Source organism: Paludibaculum fermentans, assembly GCF_015277775.1.
Lineage (GTDB): Bacteria > Acidobacteriota > Terriglobia > Bryobacterales > Bryobacteraceae > Paludibaculum > Paludibaculum fermentans.
Genome location: NZ_CP063849.1, coordinates 8,055,320 through 8,078,074, shown reverse-complemented (window position 1 = coordinate 8,078,074; position 22,755 = coordinate 8,055,320). Strand labels below are relative to the sequence as shown.

18 protein-coding genes are annotated in these 22,755 nt (G+C 63.6%); 7 read left to right on the top strand and 11 right to left on the bottom strand.

From position 1 onward, the window contains the following. The first annotated feature begins 23 nt into the window (after positions 1–23). The gene (locus IRI77_RS32055; protein ID WP_228486428.1) at positions 24–1,058 is read left to right on the top strand and encodes a serine hydrolase domain-containing protein; all 1,035 of its coding nucleotides are present in this window, start codon (positions 24–26) and stop codon (positions 1,056–1,058) included. Positions 1,059–1,068: 10 nt separating this feature from the next. Here the strand turns inward: IRI77_RS32055 and IRI77_RS32050 are convergent, their stop codons facing one another. The 5 genes from IRI77_RS32050 to rpmB all read right to left on the bottom strand — a co-directional run bounded on the left by IRI77_RS32050 (position 1,069) and on the right by rpmB (position 3,876). Next, complete coding sequence (locus IRI77_RS32050) at positions 1,069–1,755, bottom strand: hypothetical protein (protein ID WP_194449016.1); 687 nt, start codon at positions 1,753–1,755, stop codon at positions 1,069–1,071. 13 nt (positions 1,756–1,768) lie between these two features. Then, entirely contained in the window at positions 1,769–2,206 is a 438-nt protein-coding gene (locus IRI77_RS32045; RefSeq protein WP_194449015.1) for a hypothetical protein, read from the bottom strand. Continuing rightward, complete coding sequence (locus IRI77_RS32040; RefSeq protein WP_194449014.1) at positions 2,203–3,345, bottom strand: tetratricopeptide repeat protein; 1,143 nt, start codon at positions 3,343–3,345, stop codon at positions 2,203–2,205. Before IRI77_RS32040 ends, IRI77_RS32045 begins: the two co-directional genes overlap by 4 nt. Positions 3,346–3,474: 129 nt before the next feature. Then, entirely contained in the window at positions 3,475–3,630 is a 156-nt protein-coding gene (rpmG, locus tag IRI77_RS32035; protein WP_194449013.1) for a 50S ribosomal protein L33, read from the bottom strand. Between the two features lie 9 nt (positions 3,631–3,639). After that, positions 3,640–3,876 (bottom strand): 50S ribosomal protein L28, encoded by a 237-nt coding sequence (rpmB, locus tag IRI77_RS32030; RefSeq protein ID WP_194449012.1) that lies wholly within the window; start codon positions 3,874–3,876, stop codon positions 3,640–3,642. Positions 3,877–3,950: 74 nt separating this feature from the next. On the opposite strand from rpmB, the gene IRI77_RS32025 reads away from it, so the two are divergent. The 4 genes from IRI77_RS32025 (at position 3,951) to IRI77_RS32010 (ending at position 7,877) form a co-directional block, all read left to right on the top strand. After that, complete coding sequence (locus IRI77_RS32025) at positions 3,951–5,003, top strand: oligogalacturonate lyase family protein (protein WP_194449011.1); 1,053 nt, start codon at positions 3,951–3,953, stop codon at positions 5,001–5,003. Between the two features lie 115 nt (positions 5,004–5,118). Further along, positions 5,119–5,976, top strand: coding sequence for a fumarylacetoacetate hydrolase family protein (locus IRI77_RS32020; protein ID WP_194449010.1), 858 nt, complete (start codon positions 5,119–5,121; stop codon positions 5,974–5,976). 2 nt (positions 5,977–5,978) lie between these two features. Then, complete coding sequence (locus IRI77_RS32015; RefSeq protein WP_194449009.1) at positions 5,979–7,151, top strand: pyridoxal phosphate-dependent aminotransferase; 1,173 nt, start codon at positions 5,979–5,981, stop codon at positions 7,149–7,151. 42 nt (positions 7,152–7,193) lie between these two features. Next, positions 7,194–7,877 (top strand): adenylate kinase, encoded by a 684-nt coding sequence (locus tag IRI77_RS32010; RefSeq protein WP_194449008.1) that lies wholly within the window; start codon positions 7,194–7,196, stop codon positions 7,875–7,877. Between the two features lie 588 nt (positions 7,878–8,465). Here the strand turns inward: IRI77_RS32010 and yaeI are convergent. Both yaeI and IRI77_RS32000 read right to left on the bottom strand, forming a co-directional pair. After that, complete coding sequence (gene yaeI, locus IRI77_RS32005) at positions 8,466–9,305, bottom strand: phosphodiesterase YaeI (RefSeq protein ID WP_194449007.1); 840 nt, start codon at positions 9,303–9,305, stop codon at positions 8,466–8,468. Between the two features lie 64 nt (positions 9,306–9,369). Beyond that, positions 9,370–9,741: a DUF423 domain-containing protein gene (locus IRI77_RS32000; protein ID WP_194449006.1), complete on the bottom strand. Its 372-nt coding sequence runs from the start codon at positions 9,739–9,741 to the stop codon at positions 9,370–9,372. 78 nt (positions 9,742–9,819) lie between these two features. Here IRI77_RS32000 and IRI77_RS31995 point away from each other — a divergent pair, with 78 nt between their 5' ends. Together IRI77_RS31995 and IRI77_RS31990 are read left to right on the top strand one after the other, a co-directional pair. Then, complete coding sequence (locus IRI77_RS31995) at positions 9,820–12,054, top strand: DUF1549 domain-containing protein (protein ID WP_194449005.1); 2,235 nt, start codon at positions 9,820–9,822, stop codon at positions 12,052–12,054. A 10-nt stretch (positions 12,055–12,064) separates the two neighbouring features. Beyond that, a complete protein-coding gene (locus IRI77_RS31990) occupies positions 12,065–13,456 on the top strand; it encodes a DUF1501 domain-containing protein (protein ID WP_194449004.1) in 1,392 nt (463 codons plus the stop codon). On the opposite strand, the gene IRI77_RS31985 is transcribed toward IRI77_RS31990, so the two are convergent. From IRI77_RS31985 to IRI77_RS31970, 4 genes are all read right to left on the bottom strand, one after another. Then, positions 13,453–17,100 carry a hybrid sensor histidine kinase/response regulator gene (locus tag IRI77_RS31985; protein WP_194449003.1) on the bottom strand — a complete coding sequence of 1,216 codons (3,648 nt, stop codon included), beginning with the start codon at positions 17,098–17,100 and terminating at the stop codon, positions 13,453–13,455. The genes IRI77_RS31990 and IRI77_RS31985 overlap by 4 nt on opposite strands. 108 nt (positions 17,101–17,208) lie before the next feature. Next, positions 17,209–18,609: a Gfo/Idh/MocA family protein gene (locus tag IRI77_RS31980; RefSeq protein ID WP_194449002.1), complete on the bottom strand. Its 1,401-nt coding sequence runs from the start codon at positions 18,607–18,609 to the stop codon at positions 17,209–17,211. 64 nt (positions 18,610–18,673) lie between these two features. Next, the gene (locus IRI77_RS31975) at positions 18,674–20,119 is read right to left on the bottom strand and encodes an L-fucose/L-arabinose isomerase family protein (RefSeq protein ID WP_194449001.1); all 1,446 of its coding nucleotides are present in this window, start codon (positions 20,117–20,119) and stop codon (positions 18,674–18,676) included. A gap of 88 nt (positions 20,120–20,207) precedes the next feature. After that, on the bottom strand, positions 20,208–22,673 hold the full coding sequence (locus IRI77_RS31970; RefSeq protein ID WP_194449000.1) for an ABC transporter permease: 2,466 nt from the start codon (positions 22,671–22,673) through the stop codon (positions 20,208–20,210). Positions 22,674–22,755 lie beyond the last annotated feature (82 nt).

Below are 22,755 nucleotides of genomic sequence, written 5' to 3'. Positions count from 1 at the left end.
CCCTTCCGGCCAATACTCAGGACATGCTTCGCAGCTTCCTACTCGTGCTGGCCGCCGCTGGAATCGCATCGGCCCAGGCGCTCGCCCCCATGACGCAGGCCATCCGGGCCGGCGAGTTCAAGGAGATCACCAGCGTGGTGGTCGCCCGGCACGGCTCCATCGTCTATGAAGAGTACTTCGACAAAGGCGGACCGGAGGCGCTGCGGAATACGCGGTCGGCCACCAAGACGGTCGCCAGCATGCTGATCGGCATCGCCATCGACAGGAAGCTGCTCTCGGGCGTGGACGCGCCGGTGTTCGCGTTCTTCCCCGATAAACACCCGGTGGCCAACCCCGATCCGCGCAAGGAGAAGATCACGGTGGAAGATCTGCTCACGATGAGTTCGCTGCTGGAGTGCAGTGACGAGAATCAGTATTCCCGCGGCAACGAGGAGCGCATGTACCTGATCGAAGACTGGATCAAGTTTACGCTCGACCTGCCGGTGCGCGGCTTCCCGGCCTGGGTGAAGAAGCCCAAGGACTCGCCGTATGGCCGCAGTTTCAGCTACTGCACGGCGGGGGTGACAACGCTGGGCGGCGTGATTGAGCGGGCGACGCGCTCCACTGTACCCGCCTTTGCGGAGGCCAATCTGTTCGCTCCGCTGGGCATCAAGAAGGCGGAGTGGCAGTTTTCACCGATGGGCATTGCGCAGACCGGCGGCGGGCTGGAACTGAGGAGCCGCGACCTGTTGCAGCTCGGGCTGCTGTACCTGCATGGGGGCCAGGCCAACGGCCGGCAGATCGTCTCCAAAGAGTGGGTGACCGCCTCCACCAAACCTCATGCCGAGGTGGACGACGACACCGAGTATGGCTATCTCTGGTGGGTGAAGGCATTCCCGGTGGGCACGAAGAAATATGGCGCGTTCCTGATGCAGGGCAACGGCGGAAACAAGGTCGCGGTCTTCCCCTCCCTCGACATGGTCGTGGTCATCACCACCACGAATTTCGGCGTGCGCGGGTCGCACCAGTTGAGCGACCGGCTGCTGACGGAGCACATCCTCAAGAACGTCGAACCGTAGCCGGGCGGGGCTACTTCTTCTTGCCGTCCTTGTCGTCCTTCGAGCTCTTGGGATCGGGGATGCTTTCGCCCAGCTTCTCGCCCGGCTTGAGCAGCGACGGCTTCTTCTTGCCCGGAGCGACGCCCTCCTTCTCCGAGGCGATGCGCGTCTGCTGCTTCTGCGCCTCTTCCTTGCCCTGCGGAGTGAGCAACTCTTCGCGCTGCTTCTTCAGTTCGGCTTCGCGCATCTCCACATCGTGGGTGCGGGTCTTCAGATCCTGCTCATTGATCTCCACGCTGTCCTTGGTGGTTTCAATCGCCTGATCGAGCGCGAACTGATAGCGGCCCTTGTCCGGCGGATCGAGCTCAGCAAACTTCTCGAGCTGGGCGACCATCTCCTTTTGAGCCTTGGCGACCAGGCCCATGGACGTCGGGGGCTTCTGCTTGTGGATGCTGTTGTCGATGTAGGAGTCGATGGCGTCCATGATCTCGGTGTACTGCTCTAGCGTGTCGTGGATCAGGCCGCTGCGGCCCGCCTTCTGCTTCGCGAAGAGCTGGTCCAAGAGCGAGATCCGTTGCTGGGCGAACTTCACATACAGCGCCAGGCGTTCGTCGGGATCCTGCACGATGCGGACCTGGTCCGTCTCATCGGCGGTCAGAAAGTCCTTTTGAGCCGCCAGCGGCGCGGCCAACAGCAGCAGGGCCAATAGGAATCGCATGCCTCGTCCCTCCTCATTTCCCGGTCATGACGCCGAGCAGGAACTCTTCGTGCGTCACCGTCACTTCGTCGCGGATCTTCTCGGCGGCCGGCCGGTCTTCGAAGCCGAGCGCCAGCACCAAATCCTTCAATTGCCGCATCACCGCCTGCGTCTTGAGCTCACCTTTCTTATACTGCTTGGTCAGCTTGGCCGGTTTCTTGCCGGTCTCCCGCAGGGACTCCAGCGCCAGCTTCGTAGCGGCCCCGATCTCGGTGAGCGCACGCATCAGTTCGGTCCGGCTGCCGTTTTCCTTCACCAGCGTATTCGCGGTCTTTGCCTCGGCTTCAGCCAGTTCGATCGAGCGATCAAACCGTTTGATCAGGTCGGGCTCCTTTTTGAGCTCCTCCACATCGGCCCGCAAAAGCGAGGACCCCACCAACAGAATGGCCGTCAACCACAACCGCCCTCTCATCGATTCACCACCCTTTTGAGCGCATCGGCCCGCTGCCGGGCCTTCCATTCCTCGTCCGGGAACTTGCCCTCACTGATCGACAGAAACTTCAGATAGTTCTCCAAAGCCGGCTTGTGCTGCGCCATTGCGTCGAACATGGTGGCCCGGAAGTAATAATACGCCGGTGTCTCGCCGTTCATGGCTTTCACCTGCTCCAGCGCAGTCAACGCCGCATCGTACTTCTTCAGAAGGATGAGCATCGCGGTGAATTCGTTCCAGGCTTCGAGGGAATCTTTCTTCGCGTTCACCGCAACATAGAACTGCTTCACGGCATCGTCATAGCGTTTCTGGTCGCGCAGCAACCGGCCATAGAACATGCGCATGTCGAAGTTATTGGGCTCGGCTGCCACGATCTGCTCCGCCAGCGGGAGGCTCTTCTCCGGCTGTTTGGCGCGCAGGTAGGCGGTGGCCAGGGCATACTGGACGGCCGTGGTTGGGCTTTTCGCGCGGGCCGCCTCCAGGCTCTGGATCGCGCCCGGCAGGTCGCCGGCCTGCAGCAGGAGGACGCCGCGCCGCTCCTGCGCCGCCGGGTCGTCCGGCAGCTTGGCATAGATCGCCGCGGCTTTCTCGAGCTGCTTCGAACGTTCGTAGACGTCGGCCAGTTCCAGCATGGTGGCCGTGTCTTTGGGATCCAGTTCGATCGCCTTCTCGAAGGCCGGTGTGGATTTCGCCCAGTCGCCGAGCCCGGCGTAGGCCCGGCCCAGCAGATAGAACGGCTTCGGATCGGTGGGCCGCTTCTGGCTCATCTCTTCCAGCAGCGGCAAGGCTTCCTGAAAGGCTCCGGTCTTCACCAGCAACTGCGCCAGGTTCGCCCGGGCGGGCGAGAGATCCACTTTGGGCGGATCGTTCATGGTGAGGACGCGTTTATAGGCTGCGATGGCTTCGCTGTCCTGGCCATTCATGGTGAGCGCGTAGGCCAGATTGAACTGCCAGCCGATGCTGTTTGGATCCTTGGCGATGGCGGCCTGGATCACCCGAATCGCCTGCGGGTAGCGGCCGGCGTCCAAGTGAGCCTGCATCTGGTCCCGCGGGCTGGCGGAGTCCTGCGCCAGGCAGACGGAACACAGCAGCACGGCGAGCAGTGGAGGCGAACAGTACATTACACCCTCATTCTAGGTCTTGCGAAGGGGCAATGCCCGCGCGGGCAGTTGGACAGGGGGGCCAGATACGAAAAGGCCGCCCACCGGGGCGGCCTTTTTGGTTGCGGAGGAAACGTCGAAGAAAGCCAGCTAGACTTTGGCTTCCTTAAAGTCAACGTGCTTGCGGATCTTGGGGTCGAACTTTTTGATGAGCATCTTCTCGGTCTTGGTCTTCGGGTTCTTCGTGGTGGTGTAGAAGCTACCCGTGCCAGCCGTGGATACGAGCTTGATGATGATGCGCGCCATGGGATTCTCCTAGAACTTGATGCCCTGGCTCTTCATGTTGGCCAGAACGGTGTCCACGCCGAGCTTGTCGATGGTTCTCAGACCGCGGGCGCTTACGCGAAGCCGGATGAACCGGCCCAAAGCCGGCGACCAAAGGCGCTTCTCGTGCATGTTCGGTTCGAACACACGCTTCGTCTTGTTGTTGGCGTGAGACACCCTGTTCCCACTGACGGGCTTCTTACCTGTGACAGGGCAATACTTGGACATTTCGATCTCCGATTACGATGTGGCGGGGAATGCAGGGAATCCCTTCCAAGAATTATACACTGATAAGACCCGTTATGCCAACGCGCACTCTAATCGTCGCCCTGCTAGCGACCTCAACCCTATTATCTGCACAGACTTATAAGGATCCAAGGAGCTCCCTGGAGATCTTCGAATTCGCCGCGCCCGGCGTCCTCTCGATGAATCTCTACTATCATTTTTCCAACTTCACGGCCGACGACTCCAACGTCATCTTCGCCGGCGGCAGCCAGATTTTCCGCCTGGAAATGAAGACCCGCACCGTCCACCAGGTCACCACCGGCGACGGCGTTTCCCCCTATACCGCCTGCCCTCATCCCAAGAACGCCAATCTTCTCTATTACATGCGCGGATCCCAGGTGACCGAGCTCGACCTGGCCGCCAACCGCGAGCGGCGCGTCGGCGACATCCCGATGCCGCATGTGGGCGGGCATCAGCAGCCCAGCTTCACGGCAGACCTCAAGTCATTGGTCGTCAGCAAGATGCGCGACGCCAAGACGTGGGAGATCGGCCTGATGGACATCGCCACCGGCAGCTATAAGACCGTGATTACCCAGGGCTTCCGCATCGGCCACATCCAGCATCACCCCACCCTGCCGCTGATCTTCTATGTCTGGGAGACGGGCGGCTACGCCCCGCAGCGCAGCTGGCTGGTGAACGACGACGGCTCCGCCAACCGCCCGTTCTATGCGTCGACCGATCCCAAGCAGTGGGTCACCCCTTTGAAGGAATGGATGACGCACGAGTCGTGGGTCCCGCAGACCGGCGAAATGACCATGATCATGGACAAAGTCGGAATCGTCATTGTCGATGTCGACGGGAAGAGTCGCCTGCTGCCGGGCGACTACTGGCACGTGCACGCCCGGCCCGACGGGAAGTTCCTTGTAGCGGACGACAACAAAGGCAACCTGTGGCTGATCGAATCGGCCACGGACAACCGCCGCCTGCTGGCCTCGGGTTTGCGCGAAGGGGTCAGGCCGAGCCACGCCCACGCGTCGTTCGACCACTCGGGCCGCCATGTTCTCTTCAACACCGGCCATACCAAGCAGGTGATCGCCCTGATCGACCTGAAGGCCGCCGGGCTGTTCTAGAGCGGCACGGGCCGCCGGCCGAAGCCCGCGGCCCAACTTCCTCGAAGCGTCCAGAATACTGGAGATTCTGAGCCGCCGCCGGTAGGCTTAGCTACACTCGTGGTAAGGAGAGTCCATGCGTCTTGTGACCTATATGAGCCCCGGCGAAGTGGCGCTGGCCGGCGTCGTGGCCGGGGAACAGGTGATCAGCCTGCAGCCGCTGGGATTTACCAGTGTTTTGAGCGTGATTGCGGGCGGAGCCGCCGCCCGCGCAGCCATTGACGGCTACCTCAAGTCGCTGCCGGCCAACGCCGGAAAGCCGCTGGCCGACGTGGTCCTGCTGGCTCCGGTGCCGCGCCCGCCCAAGTTCATCTGCGTGGGCTTGAACTATCGCGACCATGCCGCGGAATCGAAGATGGAGATCCCCTCCGTCCCAACGATCTTCAGCAAGTTCTCCAACTGCATCATCGGACCCGGGGCGCCGGTGATTCTCCCCAAGAACTCGGTGAAGCCGGACTACGAGGCGGAGTTCGCCTTTGTGATCGGCGTCGGCGGCCGGCACATTCCGGCGGCCCAGTGGCGCGACCATGTCTACGGCTACATGTGCGTAAACGACGTCAGCGCCCGCGACTTCCAGATGGCGACCTCGCAATGGCTGATGGGCAAGACGTTCGACTCCTTCGCCCCCACCGGACCGTGGCTGACGACCGCTGACGAAATCGAAGACCCGCACAACCTGGACATCCGCATGGAGATCAACGGGGAAACGCTGCAGAACTCCAATACCAGCAACCTGATCTTCAACATCCCGCAACTCATCGAATACCTGTCCAGTGTCTTCACGCTGGAGCCGGGTGACATCGTCACCACCGGAACTCCGGCCGGCGTCGGCTTCGGCCACAAGCCGCCGCGCTGGCTGAAGGCAGGCGACGAAACGGTGGTCACCGTGCAGGGATTGGGTTCGCTCCGGAATCCTGTGGTCGCGGAAGGCTAGAGTTGTTCTCCGGGCGCACCCCTGCCAGCCTCTCGCCCAATCGCCTCACCCGTGCTTTGGCGGAGTTGAAGGCGGCTGGTGCGCCCATTCTCGACCTCACCGTTTCGAATCCGACGCGCGAAGGCATTGCGTACCCGCGGGAAGAGATCCTGGCCGCCCTGCAGGATGCGCGATCCCTGACATACGAGCCCACCGCGCGCGGGTTGCTGGAGGCGCGCGAGGCCATCGCGGAATGGCACGCCGGCCAGGGCGCGACGGCGGATCCCGGCAGCCTGATCCTGGCGGGCAGCACCAGCGAGGCCTACGGCTGGCTGTTCAAGCTATTGTGCGAACCGGGCGACGCGGTGCTGGTTCCACGGCCTTCGTATCCCCTGTTCGAATGCCTGGCCGAACTGGACTCCGTACGCGTCGTGCAGTATCCCCTGGTCGAAGAACTGGCATGGGGGCTCGACCTCTCCGAACTGGACCGCCTGGTGCGGCCGGAGACGCGGGCGATCATCCTGGTCAATCCCAACAATCCCACCGGTACCTACATAAAGCACGACATCTGGTTGAGATTGCAGGAGTTCGCAGCTTACCGCAGCCTGGCGATCATCTCCGACGAGGTCTTCTTCGACTATGCCTGGAGGGCGGATCCGCGCCGGGTCTCCTCCTTGCAAGGGCCGCATCTGGCCCTGACATTCACGCTCAGCGGGTTGTCGAAGATCTCAGGCCTGCCGCAGATGAAGCTCGGCTGGATCCATGTGGCTGGACCGGGCCAGTTGAGGTCGGAAGCGCTGGAACGGCTGGAATGGATCGCGGACAGCTACCTACCCGTCAGCGCGCCCATCCAGCATGCGGCCGCGCGGTGGCTGGAGTTGACCCCGCAAATCCAGCATTCCATCCGGACCCGCACGGCTGAAAACCTGGCCAGCCTCCAGGCGGCGGTCAGCGCCGGCAGCAGTTGCCGCGTCCGGACACCGGAAGGCGGCTGGTGCGCCATGCTGGAAGTGCCGCGCATTCACAGCGACGAGGAATGGGCTCTCATGCTGCTGGAAAACCACTCCATCTGGCTGCAGCCAGGATACTTCTACGACTTCCAGCGCGAGGGCTTCCTGGTGGCCAGCCTGCTGCCCGATCCAGACGCATTCCAGATCGCCTTGCAGCGCCTTACCGGTATATTGGGACCTTATTGACTTAAACAGAAACTAGGCGATAGACTGCCTTTAGAGGCAGTAATGACTACCGCAACCGAACCCCACATCCAGGCCCCAGCCACCACCCGTATTCTTCTCCTGTTGGGACCGCCCGGATGCGGCAAGGGCACACAGGCGGAGCGTCTCGCGAAGCACTTCGGAATCCCGTCCATTTCCACCGGCGAGATGATCCGGGCCGAGATCCGCGCCGGCTCAGAACTGGGCCGCATCGCCGCGGGCGTGACCATCACGGGCGGCCTGCTCAGCGACGACCTGGTGAACAAGATCGTCCGCTCGCGCCTTGGCCAGGAAGACTGCAAGGGCGGCTTCATGCTGGATGGCTACCCGCGGACCGTGGAACAGGCCAAATACCTCGCTGGCCTGCTGGAAGAACTGGGCTACCCCCAACCGACTGTGGTGCACATCGACGTGCCGGCCGAGCATCTCATTGCCCGCACCTGCAATCGCCGCTACTGCCCGCAGTGCTCCAGCATCTATAACATCCAAAGTCACCCGCCGGCCGAACCGGGCAAGTGTGACAACTGCCATATCGACCTTCAGCAACGTGCCGATGACTGCGAGGATACGGTAAAGAACCGGCTTTCCGCCTACGTGCGGAGCACCGCCCCCTTGATCGATCATTACAGTACCAGTACGTACTACAAAGTCGAGGGTCTGGGCGCCCCGGACGAAGTATTCGCCGCGATTCAGAACCATCTCGCTTAACTTATACGATATCCCTTTATTTTCAGGCACATGGCTGGCAATTTCGCCAGTCCATGTGCCTTTGTTGTATGAGCTGTCCTGATGCTGGGAAGTACTACCCTGGTACCCCCTCATAGTAGGGGTACGATACCCCCCTCACATGACCTTGTCACCCCCCTCGCCTGTCGGCTGTTTGTAAGGCCTTTCCTCACGTAAGGTTAGAGAGTCCCGTTTACAAAAGCGGCAGACGAAAAGCCAAGCACGACAAAGAGCGTGCAGAGCTGTTGAATGCATTTGGGGAGAGATAGCCGATGCCTGTGGGGAGACCGAGGGCCGACCAGCAACTAGCACACTGTCGGGAAGTGTCGCTGTCGTGCCAGACCTGTATTTCCCAATCCGGACGAGATTTAGTTCAAATCGCCGGATCCCTTGATAGCGGTATGATTCGCCAGTTGTTCGCGGCCATGTATCCAGACTCCAACTGTCAGAGCAAGGCACCCGCATTTGTCCAGCTCGTCATGCGGGAGCAAGCAGCCAGGAACCAGCGAATTGCGCCTCAGCCGCTCCGCCAAGCCGCGGTAGCTTAGACCTGCCCGCCGTACCGGCCCGTCAACCCTGGCTGAGTTCCAGCAGGGTGACTTCCGGCCGGCACATCCAGCGAATTCCGCCAAGATTGCCGACGCCCCGGGACACATAGATCTGCCGTGTGTCCCACGGGCGGAGTCCGGCAACAAACCGCTTGTCGCGGACAGGCGCGTAGCGCGGCCCCTCGAAAGGCACCATCACCTGGCCGCCGTGCGTGTGGCCGCAGATCATCAGATCCCACCGGTAGGGCTGCACCACCACCTTGCTGTCGGGGTTGTGCGCCAGCAAGACCCTCGGCATGTCCTGGCCGGCACCCTGGAATGCGTTTTCCGGCTCCGCTTCGCCCGACCAGAGGTCGCCGATGCCGGCGAGACACCATTTTTGCCCACGGATGTCGATGGACTGGGAACGATTGTGGAGCAGATGGATGCCCGCGTCCTCCAGCAGCCGCTCCACGAAACGATGGCTCGTGAAGCCCGACCTGAGCGGCCCGACGGTTCCGCTGTCGTGATTGCCAAGCACCGCAAACGTGGGGCGGGCCAGGGCCAGGCGGCGGAGACGCTGCAAATAGGCGGCCTGGTCGACGTCGTTCTCCCGCGTAATGAAATCGCCCGTCAGGCAGACGATATCGGGATTGTTCGCCAGGCCGCGCTCGATCGCGTCCTCAATCAGCGAGGTGGGCACACACCAGGACCAATGCAGGTCTGTCAGTTGCAGAATCTTCAAGGGCTGCCGGACCGGCGTCTTCACCTTCACCTTGGTGTGAGTGACCTCCAGCCAGCGCGGCTCCACCAGGACGGGGTAGCAGCCACCCGCCGGAATGGCCGCCAACGCGCCGCGGAGCAGGTGTCTTCGTGTGATCATGCGGAAAGGGTTCTTATCGTAGGAATCCTGACAAATTCGCGTCGATTCTATCGGATGGTCCGAATCAGCGGGCCTGGAAGAGCGCTACGCAGAGATAGAGCCAGGCAGCGATGAAAGCCACTCCGCCCAGGGGTGTCACCGCACCGAGGGTCCTAACTCCTGTCAGGGCCAGGATATAGAGGCTGCCACTGAAGAGCAGGATCCCGGCCACGAGCAGCAGGCTGATCCGGTTGGCGGCGGGTTCCGGCAGGGAGCCCACTTTCGTGAACAGCGGCACGATCAGGAGCGCCAGGGCGTGGAGGAAGTGGTAGAAAACGGCCTTCTCCCAGATCCCCAGGCTGTAGGCGTCGAGGCGGTCCTTGAGCCCATGGGCTCCAAAGGCGCCCAGCGCGACGGCCAGGGCGAGCAGAAGGGATGCGATTGCGGACCAGGGCATGTCTTCATGGTACGCGCAGCGGCGAGGCGAACGCGCTTTCGCCCACCCCCGGACCCGCGACGTACTAAAATGCACTTCATGCTGTACAGCTGGGCTGTTCTGGGACTGGGCATGTGCTGTGCGCTCTCCGCGCAAACCGTCGACTTTGCTCGACAGGTGCACCCTGTTTTTGCGGAGAAGTGCCTGCCTTGCCACAACGGTGCTCGCGGACAGGGCGGCCTGTCGCTGGCCATGCGGTCTGACATCCTGCGCGGCGGAACCAGCGGCGCGGCGATTGTCCCCGGAGAAAGCGCCAAGTCGCTGCTGCTGCAGCGGATCGACGGAACCAAAGGCCCGCGCATGCCCATGGGCGGCGCGCCACTGTCTGAACGCGAGATCGCCACGATCCGCCGCTGGGTGGACGAAGGAGCGCGCGGCGAGGTGGCCTCGGCGCCCGTCGCGAAGTTCTCACTGGCCCTGAAGCCGCCTGCCGCCGGCGGAATCGACACCCTGATGGACGCCTACTACCGCGCCCACAAGGCGGCTGCGCCCGGCGTTGTTCCGGATGCCGTATTCGCCCGCCGCGTCTATCTGGACCTTTGGGGTTTGCTGCCCTCACCCGAAGAGCAGCGCCGCTTCCTGGCCGACACTCGGCCCGATAAGCGCGCCCGGCTGGTGGAGGAACTGCTGGCCAACCAGCGCAACTACGCCGAGAACTGGATCAGCTTCTGGAACGACCTGCTGCACAACGACGAAGGCGTCATCTATCACGGCGACCGCGCCTCCATCTCTCCGTGGCTGCTGAAGTCGCTGGAGGAGAACAAACCCTACGACGAGTTCGTCCGTACGCTGCTCGCACCCGCCGGCAAGGATGGTCCGGCCGGGTTTGTGCGCGGCGTCACCTGGCGCGGGACGGTGAACGCGTCGCAGACTCCGGCCATGCAGGCCGCCCAGAACTCCGCACAGGTGTTCCTGGGGATCAACCTGAAGTGCAATTCCTGCCACGACAGCTTCATCAGCCACTGGAAGTTGCGCGAGGCCTATGCGCTGGCCAGTTTCTTCACCAACGAACCGCTGGAGATCGTGAAGTGCGACATGGCGACGGGCAAGATGGCCGAGACGACCTTCCTGTTCCCGGAACTGGGCGGGATCGACGCCAAAGCGGCCGTGGAAGAGAAGCGGGCGGCCGCGGCGCGCATGTTCACTTCCAAAGACAACGGCCTGTTCGCCCGGACGATCGTCAACCGCATCTGGCGGCAACTGTTCGGCCGCGGACTGGTGGAGCCCATCGATGAGATGGAAGGACCTGCCTGGAATCCAGAACTGATGGAGTGGCTGGCCGCGGATTTCGTCGCGCACGGCTATGACATGAAGCACCTGCTGCGCACGCTGATGCTCTCGAAGGCCTACCAGAGCCCGAGCGTGGCGGGCGGCAACCTGCGCGACGCAAGCTACGTGTTCCAAGGCCCCTGGCCGCGGCGCATGACCGCCGAGCAGTTTGCCGACGCGATCGCTACCCTCACCGGCGAGTGGCGCACCCGCGTGGACAACCGCCCAACGCCGGGCCAGTATGCCAGGGAGTGGCGGTTCAAAGCCAATTCGATGACCCGGGCGCTGGGCCGCCCGACCCGCGACGGCGCGGTGACGGAGCGCCAGACCGATTCCACCACCCTGCAGGCGCTGGAACTGACCAACGGGCGCGTCCTGAACGACTGGCTGAGCGACGGCGCCAAACGGCTGACCGATCAGCCGGATCCGGCCCCGGCGAGCCTGTTCGACAGCGGCACCCTGCGCAGCAACGGCAAGGCCAAGGTGGACATCGACATTACCGGCCGAAACGAGCTGCATCTGCTGGTCACCGACGTCGATTCCTACGATCCGTCCCGTGTGAAGCTGGTTTGGCGGGACGCCCAACTCATCGGACCGGGCGGGGCGGCGCCGGTCCCGGGCGATGTTGTGCTGGGCAAAGAGACGCTGCTGGACCTCAAGGGCAAGGGCTATACGCGGTTCCAGGCCCTGCTGACTGTGGATCCCAGCTCGAATCAATCGGACATCTCGCCCGCCGTCCGCGGGTTCGTTTTCGACGAGGCCCCCAATCCGCGCAAACTGGTGGCGGCCACCGGTGAACCGCCATTGCCCCGCCCCAAGGCCGCCCGGACGCCCGAGGGCCTGGTGGGGCAGGTGTACGAACACGCGCTCAGCCGCCAGCCCGCGCCAGAGGAACTGCGCATCGCCGCCGAGCTCGTCGCCAAAAGCGGCCGGGTGGATCGCGAAGGACTGCAGGACCTGCTCTGGACCGTGCTGCTTTCACCCGAGTTTCAGTTCATCCGTTAGGGGCTCCACCATGATGACGCGACGAGAACTGTTGGCAAGCGCGGCCGCCGCCGCGGTCACTCCGGCGTTCGGACAAGGCGGCAACAAGCTGCTGCCGGCCAAAGCGGACTGCATGATCCTGCTCTGGATGGCGGGCGGCATGGCGCAGACCGAGACCTTCGATCCCAAGCGGAAGACGGAGTTTGAACCCGGCCGCCCGTCGAGCGAAGTGCTGAGCACCTTCGGCTCGATCCCCACCAGCGTGGATGGCGTGCGGATCTCGGAAGGGCTGGAGCGCCTCGCCAAGGTGATGGATCGCGGCACGCTGCTGCGGTCGCACCGCGTGGGCGACCTGGGCTTCATCCTGCACTCCAAGCATCAGTACCACTGGCACACCGGCTATGCTCCGCCTCAGCCCGTACCCGTGCCGCACATGGGTTCGTGGATCGCGAAGATCCTGGGCCCGCGCAAGCCGGACGTGCCGGCCTTCGTCAACATCGGCCAGAACCTGGAGATCGGGGCCGAGAGCGATTCTGTGAAGGCGTATACGACCTCGGGTTTCCTGGGCAGCGAGTTCGCTCCCTTCAACATCCCGGACCCGTCTGACGCGGTCTCAGCCGTGCGCCCGCCCAAGGAGTTCAGCGAACTGCGTTTCAAGCGCCGCTTCGAGACTTACCAGCACCTGATGCGAAGCAATGGCCTCATGGCCTCCGGCAGCGATGCGCAGAAGGAATCGCTGCTGCGTTCCGTCGAGAACGCCCACCGCCTGCTGATGTCGCCGGCCGCGAAGGCCTTCGACCTCGACCTGGAGCCGAAGGCCAAGTACGACATCTACAACACCAGCCGCTTCGGCCAGGGCTGCCTGCTGGCGCGCCGCCTGGTGGAGGCCGGTGTGCGCTTCGTCGAAGTGTCCACCGAGTACATCCCCTTCCGCTACTGGGACACGCATGAGAACGGCCACACCCGCGCACAGGGCATGAAGGAGACCATCGACCGGCCCGTATCTCAGCTCATCCTCGACCTGGAAGAGCGCGGCCTGCTGGATCGCACGCTCATCGTGCTGGCCAGCGAGTTCGGCCGCGACATGGTCACTGAGGGCAAGCCCGGCAACACGGTGCAGGACCAGGTGAAACAGCCCGACCTGATGACGGAGCCGAAGCACTACGGCATGCACCGGCATTTCACTGAAGCATCCAGCGTCCTGCTCTTCGGCGGCGGGATGAAGAAAGGTTCCGTGTATGGAGAGACAGCAGAGGAGCGGCCCTGCAAGGTGGTCAGGGATCCGGTCACCATCGAGGACCTGCACGCCAGCATCTACAAGTCGCTGGGCATTCCCCACGACTACGCCGAAGTCTTTGAGAAGCGGCCTTTCTACGTGACCAAGGATGCCAAGGGCCACGCGGTCGACGGGCTCTTTGCCTAGTCCCCGCTCAGCGTCTCGTTGCTGGCAAGCGCCTGCCGCACCGAGGCCAGCAGCGCGGCGCTGGTGAACGGCTTACGCAGCGTGGGTGTTTCATCCTGCTTCGCGGTTGCCCCTTCGGTAGCCGGACCCGAGTAGCCTGAGACGAAGATCACCTTGAGTTCCGGCCGGAGCAAGGCCACGCGGTCAGCCAGGACATAGCCCGACATCCCCGGCATGATGATATCGGAAAGCATCAGGTCCGGCGCGGGGGCCTGCCCTTCCAGCAAAGCCAGCGCCTCAGCCCCTCCGGCGGCCTCCAGCACGCGATATCCGTTGGAGCTGAGAATCCGCGAAGCGACGCTCCGCACCCCGGGATCGTCTTCCACAAGAAGGATCGTCGCATAGCGGCAATCGGGTTGTGCGGCTTCGGGCTCCGGTTCGGGTTCAGGTTCGGCGGCAGCCGTGCTGACCACCGGGAAGTGAATCACAAACCGCGATCCCCGGCCCACGCTGCTCTCCACGTCGATCCGTCCTCCGGCCCGCTTCACGACGCCGTAGACAATCGCCAGCCCCATGCCGGTTCCTTTGCCGGGAGGCTTCGTCGTGAAGAAGGGTTCGAACGCGTGCCGGATCGTCTCGAGATCCATGCCTACCCCGGTGTCTTCCACGCTGAGCACGGCATAGGGCCCGGGCTCCAATCCAGGATTTGTGGAGGAAGAGCCGGCCGCCACCAGTTCCCGGTTCGTCCGGATCACCACGGCGCCGCCGTCGGGCATGGCATCACGGGCATTCACGACCAGGTTCAGCAGTATCTGGCCCAGTTGCGTCCTGTCCCCGTTGATGGAACCCAGCCCTTCTTCCAACTGCAGCTCCAACCGGACACTTTCGCCGACAAGCCGTTGCAGCAGCTTGGCGGTATCACGGACCACGGCGTTGAGCTCCAGGGGGACCAGGTTTTCGGCCTGGCTCCGGCTGAAAGCCAGCAACTGCTGCGTCAACTCGGCCGCGCGCTGGCCGGCCGCCCGGATGCTCTGCACCTTGGCCAGCTTCCCCTCGTCCCCAGCCACTTCGAGCAGCAGCATTTCGGAATAGCCGTTGACGATGGTGAGCAGATTGTTGAAATCGTGGGCCACGCCGCCCGCGAGGCGTCCGATGCTCTCCATGCGAGTGGAGTGCAGCAACCGCGCCTCTGTCTCGGCGCGCAGTTTCTCCTTCGACAGCCGCCGCAACTGCTTGACGGACTGCCGCCGGGCTCCAAAAAGGACGACTCCGATGACAGTCGTAAAGGAGAACAGGGCAATTAGGGCGCGGAACCACCCGGTTTCCCAATGGAAAGGCTCCCGGATCAACCGGATCTCCACCGCGTTGGGATTCCAATAGCCGTCGGAGTTCCGCACCCGTAAGCCAAAGCGATACTCACCCGGCGGCAGCTTGGCGAAGACGATTTCCCGCTCAGTGCGCTCGCCGGAAGCCACCTCGGTGCCATCCTGCGAGAGAGCATAGGCAAAGCGGATCTTGTCCTGGTTGGAGAGATCCAGGGCGGTGTACAACACATGGACATCCAGGCTGCCGGGCGGGATGCGCACCGGCTCCACGCCCGTTACGGGGATGCGATGCTGCGCGCCGTCCCTCGTCAGATAGACGACCTCCTCGATCCGGGCAGGTATGGGATCCGTCCGCAATCGCAGCCGCAGGGGATCCAGGATGGCGACGCCTTTCAGGGTAGGTACCCAGATGCGGCCCTGCCCGTCAGACTGGATGGCTGGCTGATGGTCGAAGGAGCATTCGAGGCTGGGCAGGCCATCGTCGCGATCAAACTGCTGCCACTCGCAGGGCTTCGTGCCGCCGTTGGCGGCCAGCAGGAGATCGGCCTTGCGAAAGCGCCAGACGCCGCGATTGGTAGCCATCCAGATATGACCGCCCTGCTCCAGCATGCCCCCGACGATCGCCGCGGGCATCTGGCCGGAATCCAGCGGTACCGCCTTGCCGTCCTTCCACAGCAGCAGTCCGCCAGTGGAGGGGGCCGCCCACACGCCCTGCCCGTCCAGGGGGAAGATCGTCACCAGCGGCGGCAGCGGTTTGCCTTGCGCGTCCCTGACGGGCTGAAAGCCCTGCCCGTCCACGAACTGAAACAGGCCGGAATCGCCGGCGGCCCAGATCGCCCCGGTAACCCGGTCCTGCGCGACACATCGGATAGGAATGCCCCTGCGTTGAGCCGGCGCGGCATACTCGGTGACAGTTTCGCCGCTGAACCGCGCCGTCCGGCCGTGCGTCTCAGAGACCCACACCCGTCCCTGCGAATCCTCGAAGATACTCTCGATGTTCTGGTACCCGTCGGCGGGCTTCAGCACCTGACGGATGCGCCCGCTCCGCCACTGGTAAAGCCCACGATCAAAGGCGCCCAACCAGAGCGTGTCCGAGTGGTCGACCAGCAGGGTCTGCGGATAAAGTTCCGTGTCATCCGGCACGGTAAGCCGTGTCAGATGGTTGTCCTTGAACTGATAGAGGCCCGCCCCGAAGGTTGCGATGAAGACGCGGCCATCGCGCGCGGGCGCTGCGGCCTTCACGGGAAAGTCCGGCAGCCCGCTCTCCGTGCTGATGGTCTTCAGCCGCTTCTCCCGGATGCGCACCAGGCCGCCGCCATCCGTCCCAATCCAGCGGTTGCCGCGGTGGTCCTCATAGACAAAGCGAACCCCGTTGCTGGGCAGTCCGGTGGCTGTGGAATAGCGGTTCACCTGCCCATCTGCGCTGATCCGGTATAACCCCAACCGCGAGGAGCAGCCCCACAACCAACCGGTACTGTCCTCCGTCAGGGACCACAGGTCGACGATGGGCTGATTCAGGTGCACCTTCGACACAATCCGGCCACCATCCAGTTTGTACAGAGTGTCGTGCTTCAGAACCCACAGCAGCCCGTCCTGGGCTACACCCCACCAGGGGAGGGCGCCCTGCCCGATCTCCTTCGGCAGCGGAACGCTCTGCCACCCGCCGGATGTCCACACACTGCTGAAATCGCGGTTCACCGCTCGCACCTGGCCGCCCTTGTCCGCAAAGATAAATGTCGGATCCAATCGTCCCGGTGGAGCGGAGAGTTGGGTGAACCGGCCGCCGGCAAAGCGGAAGATCTCCTGCTTGAAAGTGATCAGGAAGACTGAGCCGTCAGCCGCGTCGGCAAAGTGCCGGATATACGTTCCGGTCCAGCCCTGTTGCGGGCCGAATACGGTCCACGCCCCCTCATGCCCATGGGCCAGCCCGGATACGGTACTGATCCAGAGTTCGCCCGCACGGTCAAGATGCAGGTTCACAATGCCCGGATCGGGCAGTGCCGGGATCCGGCTTTGGTCGAAGACCGTGAACTTATGCCCGTCAAAGCGCACCAGCCCGCGGAACGTGCCGAACCAGAGGTGACCATCGGGGGTGTGGACAAGGGAAGTGGCGGAATTCTCGGGCAAGCCCTGTTCCGTCTGCCAGTTGCTGACAACGTAGTCGGTGGAGAGCGGCGGGTCCTGCGCGAAGGCAGCCATCGCGCCGGCAACCAGCAGGAGCGCCAGGATCCACGAATGAACTGACGCAGGGCCGGCCGCCGGAGCCACCCAGCGCTCCGCCGGCCTTGTATGCCCCCAACTTGAGGCAGGTATGGGGGAGCTGCCTTCCAACACTTTCATGTCAAGAATTGAGATATCCAGGCTATCTCAGTTCGGAAGTCTACTCCCCACTGAATTGGTAGTCCATCAGCAATTTCGAGCTTTTTTGCTGGCGGACGCCGCCGCGATCTAGTATTCCCGGTCCTTCTTGATACCGGGTTCCGGCACCGGATACTTGCCGTCCGGTCCCAGCCGCAGCGGAGGCGGCCCGTCCATTGTCAGTTTGTCTACATCCGGAGCGAACTCGTGCGGGCAGTTCATCATCTGGTCGAAGGTGATGATCTGGCCCGTGTGCGCGGCCATGCGGCCCATCGACGCCACCAGGCTCGCTTCAGCGCCGCGCTTCACTTCGTTGTAGGGCTTGTCCTTCCGGATCGCTTCCATCAGGTCGTCCCACTCATACTGATACGGGCTCTTTTCCGGCTGCGGATAGGCCCACACCAGATTGGGATCTTCCGGCAGCGGCAGATCCTTCTTGGAAGTGACTGTCGGGATCTTCTGACCCTTGTAAATCCTTGTCATGCCGGGTGTATGCGACATGGTGGAGATCACCGCCGAGCCCTTCGAGCCGTGGGCATAACTGGCGAACTCGTCACGGGCGCCCGCCATGTTCCGGCCATCGAAGAACAGCTTCGTGCCGTCAGGGAAGGTGTATTGGACGGAGTAAACGTCGAAGTTCTGATCGAGCGAATCGCCGCGGTAGTGGCGTCCGCCGACGGCATGCGCCTCTACCGGCCAGGCGCCCTTCATCCAACTGCATTCGTCGATCTGGTGGATGTAGTAGTCGCTGAAGACGCCGCCGCTCGCCCAGAGAAACGCGTGGAAACGGGAGATCTGGTATGTAAGCTCGCTGATGCCTTCCGGCTTCGGCGGAGCCGTGCCGCCGCCCTGGCCCATGCGGTATGCGCGCATCGCCACGATTTCGCCGATCTGCCCCTGTTTGATGCGGTCGAGCAGTTCCTGCCGAGCGCGGCAGTGGCGCACCATCAGGCCGACACCCACCTTGAGGTTCTTCTGGCTGGCCTGCTCGCCCAGCTTCAACATGCGCTTCGTCGTGGGGCCATCCACCGTCACAGGCTTCTCCATGAACGTGTGGAGCCCGCGGTCAATGGCGTGCGTGAACTGAACCCAGCGGAACGCGGGGGGCGTCCCGAGGATCACCACATCGCCCGGCTTCATGGCATCCATCGCTTGTCTGTAGGCGTCGAAGCCCAGGAAGCGCCGCTCCGGCGGAACGTCCACCTGGCCCGCGAACTGAGTCTTCAGCTTGTCGTAGCTGTCGCTCATCTTCTTTGGCACGACATCGGCCATGGCCACGAGCTTGACGGGGCCGTTGGTCACCGACAGGGCATTCACCGCGGCTCCTGTGCCACGGCCGCCGCAGCCAACCAGGGCCACGGAAATCGTGTTGTTCTCCGCCGCATGTACGTGCGGCAGCGCGATGCCGGCCAGGGCGGAAACGCCGGCAGTGCGGCCGGTGTTGCTCAGAAACTGGCGGCGGGAAGTGGTGTCTGTTTGGTTTTCACTCATGGCGATTCCTCGCTTCTTGCCTCGTAAGCTTATCTCAAGTCGAGGCCGGGCGGGCGCGGGCCGTTCAGCACACACTGACCACGGGAATCTGCAGCAGTTCACCTAGTTTTGCGATGGTCCGTTCCACGTGGCCGACGCCCAGCGCGCAGTGGTGTGTCGGACCCTCGGCGCACCATCGATTCACGAATTCACGCGGTCCCAGCGGGAAGCGGAGCCGTGAATTCGTGTTGCCGATTCTCATCGTCGGGCCGGGCTCCGAGACGCCCTGCGCCGTGATCATCTTCAACGAACCCTCAGCCGTCTGCGTCATCGCCAGCAGCGTCACCGGCCCCGTCTTCACGTTGAACTCGACACTGACGCCGCTGCCGCGCTTGCCGTGATAGAGAACCAACCCGCGCAGCACCGGCTTCCGGTCAGTGATCGCCAGGTGGCCCGGCCCGTCGTGCCCCATCAGAACGAAGTTCTCGCGAAAGTCCATCGCGTAAAACTCGGTGAACGAGCCGCCGGCGCCCAGGCGGTCGAGAATCATCATCGCGAGACAAGTCTTGAGGTCGCCTTCGCCGCTGGCCGGAATGCCGCGCGCGGTCAGCAGCGAATTCCCGAGAATCACGCCCGCGCCCAGCCGCTCGTACGGATTGCCGTCCAGGCCGCGGTAGTAATAGGTGAGACCGTTCAGCGAGAAGCCCGCCACCAGGCGGTCGAGCCCCGCCGCCACGCGCGCCGCCCATTCGAGATCGCCCTCGGACACGTTCTCCAGCGTGAACATCTCTCGCGCGACCCTCGATTTATCCGCCACCTCTTCCGCGGCTGCTTCGCGCACGCAGCGGTCGAGGTCGCACATCTCAAGGATCTCGATATGCGCCCCAGTCTGCGCGCTGACCATCGTGAAGTCGGAATACATGTCGAGCATGCCTGGGTACGTGTGGCCGAGGAATCCGATGCGGCTCGACCGCAGCGCCGCCGCCGCGCGCGCCGCCAGGCACCACTCCTCGATTGCGCCCCAGGCTTCGGGGTCGTCACGCAGCGTGCCCGACACCACTCGAAACTGGACCCGCGCCCGGGCGAACGCGTTCGAGATCTCCGGCACGCAGCAGGTGGAGCAGTTGGCCAGCCACTCGCCCGTGTCGACGTTCTCGTAGTCGAGCGCCTGCACAGGCTGCAGGTTCAGCACCAGCACCGGCAGTTTGGCCCGCTGCACCACGGGCAGCACCTGCGAGGACGTCGCATAGGTGCCGACGTAGCACAGGATCAGGTCCAGATCGGATGCCGCGAACAGCCGCGCCGCGTCCTGTGCGCCTGTGGCCGAATCCACCAACCCGGCCGAGACCACCTCCAGGCCGAGCCCGGCGACGTGCGCTTCCACCTCTGCCTGGTAGCCGCACAAGCGCTCACGCAGGCCCGGAAACTGCGGCCAGTAGGCAGCCAGCCCGATGCCGAATACGCCCACCCGTCCTCGCGATTGTGCTGCGTCAATCTTGGCCGGCGCGAGGCCGGAAGGGTCGATGGACATGAGTGGCTCCAGGCCGCCGCCACGGGCCGGCGGTCCTGGCAGCGAGTATCCCAAAGGGATTTCTGGAGTTGCAACTCCGCTGGCGCCGCTACTCGCTGCGCAGCGCGCTGGCCGGATCCACCGACGTCGCCCGCCGCGCGGGCAGGTAACACGCCAGCAGGGCCGCGGCGGCCAGGCCAGCGGACACGACCGCGTACGTCCCGGCATCCATCGGCTTCACGCCAAAAAGCAAAGTCGACAGCGTGCGGGTGACACCGGCCGAAGCGGCCAGCCCCAGGACAAGCCCAATCGCGATGAGCACCGCCCCGTCGCGGAGAAACAACCCCTGCACCTGTCCCTGCTGCGCTCCGAGAGCGATGCGGATGCCGATCTCACGCGTCCTTCTCGACACCGCATAGGCGATCACGCCGTAGATGCCCACCACGCCCAGGATCAGCGCCACACCGCCCGCCAGGGCAAGCATCAACAGTGTAAACGTGGTGCGCACCATCGACCGGTCGTAGATCGCCTGCAGCGTTCTGACATTGGCCGTGGGCAGCGACGGGTTGACGGCCCAGACCGCGGCCTGCACTTCCTTCAGGAAGGCCGCCGAACCCACCCGCGGGCTACGGACGATGAAGGTCATCGAGCGCCGCACGTTCATCTTCTCGCCCCAGAATTGCGGGATCAGGCTGGGCCAGTACACAATCTTCGGCGCCTCTTTGTGGACTCCGTTGTCGTACTCGTTGCCCACCACTCCGATGATTTCGCGCCACGCGGAGGTGGGCGTTTCGCGGATCCGACGCCCCAGCGCCTTGGCCGGGTCCTTCCAGTACTCGCGCGCCAGCGCCTCGTTGATCATCACCACCGGAACCATCCGGTACATGTCGCTCCAGGTGAGATCCCGCCCGGCGATGAGCGGATTGCCCATCGTCTTGAAGGCCTCCGGCGCGATGTGCTTGAAGCGCCGGATGGGCGGCAGCTTCCCTTCCGCCGACGGGAAGTCCTCCACAAAGATTGGATCGTTGCTGTTGCTCCCGTCCATGGTGACGCTGTTCGACATGCTGGCCGACACGACACCCGGTACGCCCTGGATCCCCTGGATCAGCCGTTCTTGCAGTTGCAGCACCTGCACCGGGTCTTTCACCTGCGCTTCCGGAATAGTGATCCGCATCGTCAGCACCTGGGCCGGGTTCTGGAAGCCGGGCTGGACTTCCCGCATGCTCTGGAACGTCCGGATCATCAGGCCGGAACTGATCAGCAAGACCAGCGCCAGCGCGACCTGGGAAACCACCAGGATCTTGCGCGTCCGATGATGCTCGCGGCCCTCGCTGGAACCTCGTCCGCCATCGCGCAGGGCGAGCGAAAGGTGCGGCGTGGCGTACTTGAAGACGGGAATCAACCCGAACAGCAGCCCCGACAGCAGCGCGATCCCCAGCGTATAGAGCAGCACGTACCCATCGATGGAGATCTGATCGAGCCGCGGGAGGTTGGCCGGACCTTTGCTGACCAGCAGTTTCACGCCGCCCCACGCGACTGCCAGGCCCAGCACTCCGCCGATGATGCCGAGCGTCATGCTCTCCACCAGCAGTTTGCGGGCGATCTGCGTCCAGTGCGCGCCCAGCGCGGTCCGCAATGCGAGTTCCTGCTGGCGTCCTTCGGCCCGCACCAGCAGCAGATTGGCCACATTGGCGCAGGCAATCGCCAGCACCACGCCGGCCACGCCCATCAGCACCCACAGGACATTGCCGGCGTCACCCACGACGTCCTCTTTCAGCGGCCGGACCTTCGGTCCGAACTTCGCGTCAATGAACATCTGCTTGGAGATGCCCGGAGCCATGGGAAACTTCTCCATCATTAGCGGCAGCATGCGCGCCACGTCGGCATTCGCCTGCTCCAGGGTCACGCCGGGCTTCAGCCGCGCCAGCGACTCATAACTGAAGTTGCCCACGAAAAGCGCCTCGCGCTTGAACTGCAACGGGGTGAACAGATCGGCCCGCTCGTCCAGAAAGCGGAAGTTCTGCGGCAGGATGCCGATGATCTCAAAGGGCCGCCCGTTCACAGTCAATGTCCGGCCCACCGTATCCGCCGCACCACCGAAGCGGCGCTGCCAGTATGAGTAGGACATCATCACCGTATCCGGACTGCCCACCTGCATATCCTTCGCGGTGAACGCCCGCCCCAGCGCCGGAGCAACCCGCAGCACCTGCAGCACGCCCTCGGTCCATTCCATGGCGTCCACCTGCTCGGGTTCGCCCAGCCCTGTCACCGTCAACGAGTCGTTGTCGTAGAGCCCGATCTGCTCAAAAACGCGGCCCTCCTCACGGTAAGTGAAATAGGTGGAAGGCGACGCGTTCAACAGCGGAAAGTTCAGGCCCGGCGCGGTGTGCCAAACGCCGACCAGGCGCTCGGTTTCGCTGTAGGGCAGCGGCTTCAACAGGACCCCGTTCACGACACTGAAAATCGCGCTGTTCGCTCCGATGGCCAAAGCCAGGGTGAAGATGGCGATCGACGCGAAGCCGGGTGACTTCCGGATCATCCTGATGGCAAACCGCAGGTCTTCGAGCATGGGCATCCCTCTCTCTCGGACGCGCCTGAAGGCGCATGCACTCTATAACGAAGAGCGGATGGGATTGTTCGGCAAAATCTTCGCGAAG